At 67.3% G+C, this 11,420-nt stretch carries 9 protein-coding genes; 2 read left to right on the top strand and 7 right to left on the bottom strand.

Going from position 1 to position 11,420, the window contains the following annotated elements; translation table 11 throughout:
• Positions 1-13: 13 nt before the first annotated feature.
• The 6 genes from PRL19_RS08485 to PRL19_RS08460 form a co-directional block, all read right to left on the bottom strand.
• A complete protein-coding gene (locus PRL19_RS08485) occupies positions 14-1,237 on the bottom strand; it encodes a glycosyltransferase (protein WP_273742621.1) in 1,224 nt (407 codons plus the stop codon).
• Complete coding sequence (locus PRL19_RS08480; RefSeq protein ID WP_273744483.1) at positions 1,234-2,868, bottom strand: ABC transporter ATP-binding protein; 1,635 nt, start codon at positions 2,866-2,868, stop codon at positions 1,234-1,236. The genes PRL19_RS08485 and PRL19_RS08480 overlap by 4 nt, the downstream gene beginning before the upstream one ends.
• Before the next feature lie 65 nt (positions 2,869-2,933).
• On the bottom strand, positions 2,934-4,037 hold the full coding sequence (locus tag PRL19_RS08475; protein WP_045981503.1) for an ABC transporter permease: 1,104 nt from the start codon (positions 4,035-4,037) through the stop codon (positions 2,934-2,936).
• Positions 4,037-5,119, bottom strand: a complete 1,083-nt coding sequence (locus PRL19_RS08470) for a microcin C ABC transporter permease YejB (RefSeq protein ID WP_046000148.1) — start codon at positions 5,117-5,119, stop codon at positions 4,037-4,039. The genes PRL19_RS08475 and PRL19_RS08470 overlap by 1 nt, the downstream gene beginning before the upstream one ends.
• 102 nt (positions 5,120-5,221) lie before the next feature.
• A complete protein-coding gene (locus PRL19_RS08465; RefSeq protein ID WP_273742620.1) occupies positions 5,222-7,078 on the bottom strand; it encodes an extracellular solute-binding protein in 1,857 nt (618 codons plus the stop codon).
• 142 nt (positions 7,079-7,220) lie between these two features.
• Positions 7,221-7,754: a c-type cytochrome gene (locus PRL19_RS08460; RefSeq protein ID WP_046000146.1), complete on the bottom strand. Its 534-nt coding sequence runs from the start codon at positions 7,752-7,754 to the stop codon at positions 7,221-7,223.
• Between the two features lie 120 nt (positions 7,755-7,874).
• Between PRL19_RS08460 and PRL19_RS08455 the strand changes: the two genes are divergently transcribed.
• Entirely contained in the window at positions 7,875-8,735 is an 861-nt protein-coding gene (locus tag PRL19_RS08455) for a prephenate dehydratase (RefSeq protein ID WP_273742619.1), read from the top strand.
• A 6-nt stretch (positions 8,736-8,741) separates the two neighbouring features.
• Here PRL19_RS08455 and PRL19_RS08450 read toward each other — a convergent pair whose 3' ends face one another.
• A complete protein-coding gene (locus PRL19_RS08450) occupies positions 8,742-9,200 on the bottom strand; it encodes a hypothetical protein (protein ID WP_046000145.1) in 459 nt (152 codons plus the stop codon).
• Between the two features lie 332 nt (positions 9,201-9,532).
• Between PRL19_RS08450 and PRL19_RS08445 the strand changes: the two genes are divergently transcribed.
• Positions 9,533-11,392: a bifunctional 2',3'-cyclic-nucleotide 2'-phosphodiesterase/3'-nucleotidase gene (locus PRL19_RS08445; protein ID WP_273742618.1), complete on the top strand. Its 1,860-nt coding sequence runs from the start codon at positions 9,533-9,535 to the stop codon at positions 11,390-11,392.
• Positions 11,393-11,420 lie beyond the last annotated feature (28 nt).

Genomic DNA, 11,420 nt, shown 5'->3' with positions numbered 1-11,420 from the left:
CGTGGCCAAGGGTCTATCGCATCGCGCCCTGGCTTTCCACCCAGGCAATCTGGCGCGGCAGCGATTGCGACGCCAGATCATAGCCCCCCAGGATCGTGGCCCGCGCCGCCTTGCGGATGGCCGCCGCCTGCGGGTCGCCCGCCAAGCCGCGGATCAGGGCCGCCGACAGGGCCGCCCCGTCAAAGAACGGCACCAACCGCCCGTTCACCCCGTCGGTGATCAGCTCGCGCACCGGTTCGGTATCGGACGCCACGACGTACCCCCCCGCCGCCATCGCCTCGGTCAGCGACCAGGACAGCACGAACGGATAGGTCAGATAGCAATGCACCCGCGCCACCTGCATCAGCGACAGATAGTCGCCATAGGGCACGCGGCCCAGGAAATGCACCCGCGACAGGTCCAGCCGGGCGCCGACCTCTGCCAGCAGTTTGTCCTTCCAGCTGTTCGCATCGCGCGGCTTGGCGCCATAGCTGGTGCCCTCGGCGCCGACCAAGACCACCTGCGCGTCGGGGCGCGACGCCAGCACGTCGGGCAATGCCCGCATCAGCACATGAAACCCGCGGTAAGGCTCCAGAGAACGGGACACGAAGGACAGCACCTCGTCCCCCGCGCGCAGGATCGTGCCGCCCGGAAGGGTCAGGCGGGCCGCGGGATCGGGGGCCACGCGGGCCGTGTCGATGCCGTCATGGATGACGGTGATCTTGCCGCGCAGCTCGGGCGGAAAGCTGTCGGCCTGATAACGGGTGGGCGCGATGGCCGCATCGGCCTGCACCATCGCCTGGACCAGATGCGCCGACCGCGCGACGGTCATGAAGCGCACCTCGTCCCGGTCGGGGCTGATCTCGGGGTCGAAGCCCACGTCGTGGCCGCGGGTGCGGTACATCAGCTCGGCATAGACCAGCAGGCGCGCGTGGGGCCAGATCTCCTTCAGGAACAGCGTCTCTCCCCAGCCCGGATGGCCGATGACGATGTCGGGGTGAAATCCGTGCCGGTCGCGCAGCGCACGCGCGCCCCGCGCCGCCAGCAGGCCGCGTTCCGCATGGTCCGCATAGGTCCGGCCCAGGGCGCTGTCGGTCTGCACCGCCGCCGGCGCCTTGTAGCGCAGGGTCCGGATCGGGCTGGGCCGCTGGTTGTTCTCATCCGTCAGGGCCAGGACCTGGTGCCCGCGCGCGGCCAGGGCCGGGGCCAGATGCGGAAACTGGCCCGGAAAGTTCTGGTGGACGAACAGGATCTTCATTCTTGGATCGGAAAGGCCGCGCGCAGCAGGGCGCGGGTGTAATCCTGCCGGGGCGCATCGAAGATCTGCGCGACGCTGCCATGTTCCACGACCTCTCCGGCGCGCATGACCATGATGTGATGCGCCATCGCGCGCACCACGCGCAGGTCGTGGCTGATGAACAGGTAGGCCAGCCCGTATTTCCGCTGCAGGTCGCGCAGCAGATCCACGATCTGCACCTGCACGGTCATGTCCAGCGCGCTGGTCGGCTCGTCCAGGACGACGACCTTGGGACGCAGGATCATCGCGCGGGCGATGGCGATGCGCTGGCGCTGACCGCCGCTGAATTCGTGCGGATAGCGGTGCATCATCTGGGGGTTCAGCCCGACCTCGGTCATGATCTCGGTGACCAGCTGGCGGCGGTCCCGGCCGGGTTCGACCCCGTGCACGCCCAGGCCCTCGGTGATGATCTGCTCGATCGTCATGCGGGGCGACAGGCTGCCATAGGGGTCCTGGAACACGATCTGCATGTCGCGGCGCAGGCGGCGCAGCTGGCCGCTGGTCCAGGCCTGGATATCCTGCCCCAGATACAGGATCGGGCCGTCGCTTTCGATTAGGCGCATGATGCCCAGGGCCAGCGTGGTCTTGCCCGATCCCGATTCGCCGACGATGCCCAGGGTCTCTCCCGCGCGCAGCGACAGGGTCGCGCCGTTCACCGCCTTGACGTGCCCCGTCACGCGGCGCAGCAGGCCGCGCTTGATGGGAAACCAGACCTTCAGGTCGCGCGTCTCGACCAGAACCGGCGCATCGGGGGCTATGGGATCAGCCTGCCCGGTCGGCTCGGCGGCCAGCAGCTTGCGGGTATAGGGGTGCTGGGGCCGGGCAAAGATGTCCTCGACCGCGCCCTGTTCGACGATCTCTCCGTCCTTCATCACGCAGACGCGGTCGGCGATGCGGCGCACGATGCCCAGATCGTGGCTGATGAACAGCATCGACAGGCCCTCGTCGGCCTTCAACTCGGCCAGCAGGGCCAGGATCTGGGCCTGGATGGTCACGTCCAGCGCCGTGGTGGGTTCGTCCGCGATCAGCAGGTCGGGACCGTTGGCCAGGGCCATCGCGATCATCACGCGCTGACGCTGACCGCCCGACAGCTGGTGCGGATAGTCGGCCAGGCGGGTTTCCGGGTCGCGGATGCCGACGCGGGTCAGCAGTTCGATGATCCGCGCCCGCGCCTTGGCGCCCGACAGCCCCTGGTGCAGCGCCAGGCTTTCCGACAGCTGCTTTTCCAGCGTGTGCAGCGGGTTCAGCGAGGTCATCGGCTCCTGGAAGATGAAGCTGATGTCGTTGCCGCGGATGTCGCGCAGGGTGCGGTCCGATGCGCCGACCATCTCGCGGCCCGCGTATTTCACCGACCCTTGGACCTCGGCCGAGGCGCCCAGCAGCTGCACGGTGGACAGCGCCGTGATCGACTTGCCCGACCCGGATTCGCCCACCAGGGCCACGGTCTCGCCACGGTCGATGTGAAAGCTGACGCCCTTGACGGCCGCGGTCAGGACACCTTCGGACCGGAACCCGATGCGCAGGTCGCTGACCGCCAGCACCGCGTCGCTGGACGCGGCGGGCACGGGACGCGCCTGCGATGCGCCGGGCATCGAGCCGCCATGGCTCTCGGCCACGGCCGCGGGGGCGCCGGGGGCGGGGCGGACGGGCTGATCGCTCATCGGAAGGTCTTTCTGGGGTCGAAGGCGTCGCGGATGCCCTCGAAGATGAACACCAGAAGCGACAGCATGATCGCGAAGGTGAAGAAGGACGTGAAGGCCAGCCAGGGCGCCTGCAGGTTCTGTTTCGCCTGCAGCGCCATCTCTCCCAAAGATGCCGATCCGGCGGGCAGGCCATAGCCAAGGTAGTCTAGCGCAGCCAGGCCGCTGATCGTGCCGGTGACGACAAAGGGCATCATCGTCAGCGTGGCGACCATCGCGTTGGGCAGGATGTGGCGGAACATGATCTTGCGGTCGCTGACGCCCAGGGCGCGCGCCGCGCGGACATATTCAAAGTTCCGCGCGCGCAGGAATTCCGCCCGCACCACGCCCACCAGCGCGGGCCAGCCGAACAGGATGGTGACGAAGACCAGAAGCCAGAAGCTGCGCCCCAGGATCGCGAACAGGATGATGATGACGTAAAGGCTGGGCGTCGAGGCCCAGATCTCCAGCACGCGCTGGAACACCAGGTCGGTGCGGCCGCCGAAATAGCCCTGGATCGCGCCCGCCGTGATGCCGATGGTCGAGGCCACCACCGTCACGATCAGCGTGAACAGGATCGAGGTGCGGAACCCGTAGATCACCCGCGCCAGCACGTCCCGCGCGGTGTCGTCCGTGCCCAGCAGGTGGTTGCCGTCGGGCGCGGAGGGCGCGGTGCCCACGTTGTTGATGGTGCGGTAGTGATAGGGGATCGGCGGCCAGATCATCCAGCCCTGTTCGGCCTTGGGCACATCGGTCGAACCCGACCGCACCGCCGCCATGAAGCCCTCCGGCTCGTCCCAGCATTCCTCGCGGCCGCCCGACACGATCAGGCATTGCACCGCCTCGTCGCGATAGATCGCCTCGGTCCCGAAATCGCCGCCGAACGCGGTCTCGGGATAGAAGTTGTAGGCGGGCCAGTACAGTTCGCCCTGATAGCGGACGACGATGGGTTTGTCGTTGGCCACGATCTCGGCGAACATCGCGGTCACGAACAGGACCGCAAAGATCACCAGCGACCAGAAGGCGCGTCCGTTCCGGCGGAAGTTGCGCCAGCGGCGGCGGTTCAGTTCCGACATCGCCATCAGCCCGCCCTCTTCTCAAAGTCGATGCGCGGATCGACAAAGACGTACATCAGGTCCGACAGGATGCCGACCACCAGGCTCATCAGGCCGAAGACATACAGCGTGCCGAAGATCACCGGATAGTCGCGCTGCACCGCCGCCTCGAAGCCCAGGCGCCCCAGCCCGTCCAGCGAGAAGATCGTCTCGATCAGGATGCTTGATCCGAAGAACACGCCCAGGAACATCGCCGGAAACCCCGCGATCACGATCAGCATCGCGTTGCGGAAGACGTGGCCGTACAGGACGCGGCGTTCGGTCAGCCCCTTGGCCCGCGCAGTCATCACGTACTGCTTGTTGATCTCGTCCAGGAAGCTGTTCTTGGTCAGCAGCGTCAGCGTCGCGAAGCTGCTGATCGTGGCCGCGATCACCGGCAGGGCCGCGTGCCAGGCATAGTCCTTGACCTTGCCCCAGACCGACAGGTCCGCGAAATTGTCCGATGTCAGGCCGCGCAGCGGAAAGATCTGCCAATAGCTGCCGCCCGCGAACAGCACCATCAGGATGACCGCGAACAGGAACGCCGGGATCGCATAGGCCATGATGATCACCCCCGACGTCCAGGTGTCGAACCGCGATCCGTCGCGCACCGCCTTGCGGATGCCCAGCGGGATCGAGATGACATAGGCGATCAGCGTCGACCACAGCCCCAGCGTGATCGAGACCGGCATCTTCTCGACGACCAGGTCCATCACGCTGATCGATCGGAACCAGCTGGTCCCGAAATCGAAGCGGATGTAGTTCCACATCATGGAGAAGAACCGCTCGACCGGGGGCTTGTCGAAGCCGAACTCCTTTTCAAGCTGGGCAATGAATTCGGGGGGCAGGCCGCGCGCGCCCTCGTATCCCGCATCGCCGCCCAGCTGTTCGGCGCTGTCGGCCGTGGCGCCGGCCAGGTTGCCCAGCACATCGCCCTCGCCCCGGACCTGGGCCGCGATCTGTTCGATCGGGCCGCCGGGGACGAACTGCGTCAGGGTAAAGTTCACCACCATGATCCCGATCAGGGTCGGGATGATCAGCAGCAGTCGCCGCAAGATGTAGGCGCCCATCAGCGCATGCCCTTCCCCGTTGGGTCCGTGCCCCTTGGCGGGGCCTTGTCGTTATCTGGGCTTGTCGGCAATCCGCGCCGGGAAATCAAGCGCATCGCCGTCTCAGCGCAGCTGGCCCGCCGCCCGCAGCTCGTCCGCACGGGTCTGGTCGTACCACCAGAAGTCCGTGACCCCCAAGCCAAGGGCGGGCAGGGTCTCGGGGCGGTCATAGACGTCCCAGTAGGCGACCGTGGTCACCGGCTTGTACCATTGCGGGATCCAGAAGCGCAGGCTGCGCAGCGCCCGGTCCAGCGCGCGGATGGCGACGCGGTTCTCGGCGTCCGTCGTGGCGGCGCTGCCGATCTCGATCAGGCGGTCGATGGCGGGGTTGGCCAGGCCCATCGGGTTGAACACGTCGTCGCTGTGCTCGGACCCAAAGGCCTGCGCCGTGCCACCGCCGATTCCGTAACCGTTGCCCAGGCTGTCGCGCACGATGTCGAAATCATGGCTGCGGGTGCGGGTGGTCAGTTCCGACGGATCGACCCGCGACAGGACCGCGTCCACGCCGATCGCACGCAGGTTCTCGACATAGGGGTTCACGATGCGGTCATAGCTCTGGTTGAAGTCCAGGAACTCGACCCGCAGCGTCTGGCCTGCGGCGTTGCGGCGCATGCCGTCCGTGCCGGTGGTCCAGCCCGCCTCGTCCAGCAGCGCCGCCGCGCGGCGCGCATTGCCGCGGTCCAGCTGGCGTTCGCCGCTGACCGGGGCCGAGACCGGATCGTCGGTCAGGATGCCCGGCGGCAGATCGGCCGCGACGGGTTCCAGCAGCGCCAGCTCCTCAGGCGTGGGCGGGCCTTCGGCCTGCAGGTCGCTGTTGTCCCAGAAGCTGTCCAGCCGGGTGTTCATGCCATAGAACAGCGCCTGGTTCGACCATTCGAAGTTGAACATCAGCCCGATCGCCTCGCGCACGCGGATGTCCTTGAACTTGTCGCGCCGCAGGTTGAAGACCCAGGCATCGCCCGATGCGATCACGCCGTCGGGGATCTCCTCCTTGATGACGGCGCCCGCCGCCACCGCCGGAAAGTCATAGCCGGTCGACCACAGCTGTTCGGACGGCTCGACCCGGAACGTATAGATGCCGGCCTTGAACGCCTCGAAGGCCGCGTCGAAATCGCCGAAATACTCGAACCGCAGGGTGTCGAAATTGTGCCGGCCCTTGTTGATGGGCAGGTCCTTGCCCCAATAGTCCGGGTTGCGCCGCATCGTGATCGACCGCCCGAAATCCGCGCTGTCGAAGACATAGGGGCCGGACCCCAGGAACGGCGTCGTGCTGGTCTGCTGGATGTCACGGCCAGTCGCTTCGAACTCGGCGCGCGAGAAGATCGACTGGTTGCCCATCAGCCCAAGCACGTCGCGGCGTTCGATGTCGGGCATGAAATCGAACCGGATGCGGTGCGTGTCCAGCACCGTGGCACTGGCGACGCGTGTCTTCAGCGCCTCGCTGTAGGACGGAAAGCCCTTGTCGCGCAGCAGTTCGAACGTGAACAGGACGTCGTCTGCGGTCAGCGGGCTGCCGTCGCTGAAACGCGCTTCGGGGCGCAGGTTGAAGATGATCCAGTCGCGGCTCTCGGGATATTCGACCGTCTCGCACAGCAGGCAGTACATCGAATACGGATCGTCCAGGACCGACTCCATCAGCGGTTCCAGCATCATCACCGACGGCGCCGTGGCCCGCCCCCGGAACGTGTAGGGATTGTAGCTGTCAAAGGTGCCGATACCGTGCTGGGACATCTCGCCGCCCTTGGGCGCGTCCGGGTTCACGTAGGGCAGATGCGGAAAGTCCGCGGGCAGTGCGGGCTCGCCAAAGGTGGCGATGCCATGCGTCTTGATGACCGTCGGATCGCCGGCCGCGTCCTGCGCCCAGGCTGGGACCGCGGCGATCCCAAGAAGCAGCGTGGCAAGGCGGGCGGCGTGGCGCATGTCGTCTCTCCGGTCTGGACCAGCGAGAGGCTAGGCCAGCGGGGGGCCGGGCTTCAAGCCGCGATTTCGTGAACGCGGGCCATGAGAAAACCCCGGCGCCGGGCCGGGGTTTTCTGGATGGCGCACGGTCTGGCGGGACCGATCAGGGATTGGTTTCCAGATAGGCGATCAGGTTGGCGCGGGCCTGCGGATCGCGGATGCCCGCGAAGCTCATCGCGGTGCCCGAGACGAAGCCGCGCGGGTTCTCCAGGAACGCCTGCAGGTGGTCGGGATCCCAGGTGGGGTATTCGGCCGCATGTTCGGTCATCGCGCTGGAATAGCTGAACCCGTCGATGCTGGCGGTCGGGCGTCCGACGACGCCGTTCAGGTGCGGGCCGACGCCGTCGCTGCCGTCCAGGGCGTGGCACGACCGGCACTTGGCCCATTCACGCTCGCCCGCAGCCGCGTCGGCCGAGGCCATCAGCGCGGCAAAGTCCAGCGGCGCTTCCTCTTCGCCCGCGGGGACGGTTTCCGGGACCGGGATGGTATAGGCCTGCGCAATTTCCTCGTCGCCGTGATGACCGCCGCCATGTCCGACAGTGAACAGGCCGCTGGCCGCCCAGTTGGCCAGCATCAAAAACAGCAGCGCGCCAATGAAGGCGCCGGCTGCCTTGGTCAGGGTCATCGTATTGAACATCGCGTGCGGTCCCGCCTTGGTAAGCTCGTCAGGTCGTGCGGTATGTATCCGCTTTCGCTTTCAAGGATCAAGGTATAGTTACCCCGGCACGCTCAAATTTAGAACAGCGGGGGCCCGGCCATGACCACGAATCGCATCGCGTTCCAGGGAGAACCGGGTGCCTACAGCCACGAGGCCTGCCGCAGCGCGCGTCCTGGAATGGAGGCCCTGCCCTGCCGCACCTTCGAGGACGTGATCGAGGCCGTGCGCGCGGGCGACGCCGATCTGGCCATGCTGCCGGTCGAGAACTCGACCTATGGACGGGTGGCCGACATCCATCACCTGCTGCCCGAATCCGGCCTGCGCATCATCGACGAGGCCTTCGTGCGCGTCCATATCAGCCTGCTGGCCGTGCCCGGCACGACCCTGGATCAGGTCCGCGAGGCGATGAGCCATACCGTCCTGCTGGGCCAGTGCCGCGGTTTCCTGCGCCGGAACGCCATCCACGCGATCACCGGGGCCGACACGGCCGGTTCCGCCAAGGAGGTCGCCGCGCGCGGCAATCCGTCGCTGGCCGCGCTGGCCGCGCCCCTGGCGGGCGAGATCTATGGTCTGGACCGCCTGGCCGACCGGATCGAGGACCGGCAGAACAACACGACGCGGTTCCTGATCATGTCGCGCCATTCCGACGACAGCCGGCGCGCCGAGCGGATGCTGACCAGCTTTGTCTTCCGGGTCCGCAACATCCCGGCGGCGCTCTACAAAGCGATGGGCGGGTTCGCGACGAACGGCGTGAACATGACCAAACTGGAAAGCTACATGGTCGACGGCGTGTTCACCGCGACCCAGTTCTATGCCGACATCGAGGGCCACCCCGAAGATGCGAACGTCGCCCGCGCGCTGGATGAGCTGCGCTACTTCACCTCCAGCCTGGACATCCTGGGCGTCTATCCGGCCGATCCGTTGCGCGAGATGCAGCGACAGGCAAGCATGGCGGACTGATCTCGCCTAGCGGGCAAAGTTGCGCATCTGGTGGACGAAATCCTCGATCCGGCGCTGATAGCGGCGGTCTAGCTGCGCCTTGCCCAGCTTGGCGGTCTGCAGCATCAGCCTGGCCTTCATGTTGCGCGGGCGGACCTCGGTCTCGAAGATCAGGCGCGACTTGACGCGGCTCAGCGCGACGACGGTGGCCACCACCGTCAGGTCCAGCGCATCGGAATGACCGGCCATCATCATCTGTTCGGGGCGGTCGAACCGCGTGACGGCCAGCCGCAGCTGCCGCGCCTTGCCCCGCCAGTCGAACCCGATGTTCCAGCCCATGCCGATCCCCGGTTCGTTCGACGGATCGATGCGCGCCACGGTTGCGCCGCGGCCGATCACCATCCGTTCCAGCGCGTCGAAATTCCCGACCACCTCGAACAGGCGTTCCGCGGGAAGGTCCGTGTCGATCCGCGTGGAGAACTTCATCTGAAACGACCCAATGACCCATCCGGGGCGGCCAGGACCGCCGACCCCTCCCTTGGCAGATAATCCGGATCGCGCGGCAGGTTCAACCGGGGGATTACCAAACCGCGATCATGGCACCCGAAAACCAAGGCGCGCCCGAATTCATCGCAACGTTTCGGATTTGTGAAATTCTGTGCCACAATGACCTGATAAAGCGTGCGTTCTTCAATCTTTGGTTGTGTGGTTCGAATTGTATACAGTAAGCATGGTATCGGTATGTCGTCCGTGCCCGGAAAGGACATGACGGCATGCGCAACGCGGCGTCGGGCGATCACATGTTTGACAGGAAGACGATGCAAATGCCCGCAACGGCCGCGGATGATCCGCCCCCGGACGGCATGACGCTGCGCATCCTGGCCACCAGCGACCTGCACATGCACCTGCTGCCCTACGATTACCTGGCGGATCGTCCGTCGGACCGGATCGGGCTGGCGCGCACCGCATCGCTGATCGAGGCGCGGCGGACCGGGCCGCATGCCAGCATTCTCTTGGACAACGGCGATTTCCTGCAGGGCGGTCCGATGGGCGACCTGGTCGCGCGGCGCAGCGGACCCTTCGCCGGCACCCACCCGGCCATCGCGGCGATGAACGCGCTTGGCTATGACGCGGCGGCGCTGGGGAACCACGATTTCAACTTCGGCCTGCCCTTCCTGCGGCGCGCGGTGGCACGGGCGCGCTTTCCGATGCTGGCCGCGAACCTGACCGTGCGCCGCGGCGCCGATTTCGCCGCCACCTGCGTGATCGAGCGTGAGTTGACCGACCCGCACGGCAACCGCCTGCCGCTGCGCATCGGCGTCATCGGCTTTCTGCCGCCCCAGACCGAGGAGTGGGACCAGGACCTGCGCGCCGTCATGCGCAGCGACGACATCCTGGACTGTGCCCGCCGCCTGGTGCCGCGGCTGCGCGCCCAAGGGGTCGATCTGGTCGTGGCGCTGGCCCACAGCGGCATCGGCGGCCCCGAGCCCCTGCCCCGGATGGAGCACGCCGCCCATGCGCTGGCCGCCCTGCCCGGCATCGACGTGCTGATCGCCGGCCACACGCACGAGGTCTTTCCCGGCCCCCGCTGGCGCGGCCGCCCCGGCATCGACGCCGATCGGGGAACGCTGGCGGGCAAGCCCGCGGTCATGCCCGGCTTTGGCGGATCGCATCTGGGGGTGATCGACCTGCGCTTTACCCTGCGGGCGGATGGCGGGCTGGCGGTCGACCGCTTTGCCGTGCGCGCCGAATCGGTCACGCCGGCGATGCCGACCGCGGTGCTGGTGGCGCGCCAGGTGGCGACCGCGCACAAGGCCACCCTGCGGCAGCTGTCCACGCGCATCGGCCGCACGGCGCAACCCCTGAACAGCCATTTCGCAGTGATCGGCCATGATTGCGGCCTGCGCTTGGTGAACCTCGCACAGCGCTGGCATGTCCGGCAGCGGCTGTCGGGCACGCCGGATGCGGACGTGCCGGTGCTGTCGGCCTCGGCGCCCTATCGGGCCGGGGGGCGGGGCGGACCTCAGCATTACACCGACGTCCCGGCGGGCACGCTGAGCCTGCGGCACCTGGCCGACCTCTACTCCTTTCCGAACCGGATCACCGCCATCCGCCTGACGGGCGCGCAGCTGCGGGGATGGCTGGAACGTTCGGCCAGCCTGTTTCACCGCGTCCAACCCGGCGCGCGCGACGCGCCGCTGCTGAATCCCGAGTTTCCGGCCTACAACTTCGACGTCATCGACGGGGTCAGCTGGCGGATCGACCTGTCCGCCCCGGCGCGGTTTCACCCCGACGGGCGGCTTGCCGACCCGAATGCCCACCGCATCCGCGACCTGACCTGGCAGACCCGGCCCGTCGCGGACGACCAGGCCTTCGTGCTGGCCACGAACTCGTATCGGCTGGCAAGCTGCGGGCTGTTCAGTCCGCTGGTCTCGTGCAACCGGGTGATCCTGGACCGTGACGCGCTGACTTTGGACGTTCTGCGCCGCTATGTCCGACAGCTGCGGCGGGTCCGCATTCCGGCCCGGCCCAACTGGGCCTTCGCGCCCCAGCCCGGCACCACCGTCCTGTTCGAGACAGCACCCGCCGCGCTGGACCGTCCCCTGCCCGAACCAGACCGGCTGCAGGGCGTGGGACTGAACGAGGACGGTTTCGCGGTGATGCGCCTGTCGCTGTAAGACATGCGCATGGGCTTGCATCCGCCGC

It is taken from the genome of Paracoccus marcusii (assembly GCF_028621715.1).
Taxonomy (GTDB): Bacteria; Pseudomonadota; Alphaproteobacteria; order Rhodobacterales; family Rhodobacteraceae; genus Paracoccus; species Paracoccus marcusii.
The sequence above is the reverse complement of the archived record's forward strand: the minus strand, read 5'-3'. Positions and strand labels throughout refer to the sequence as shown.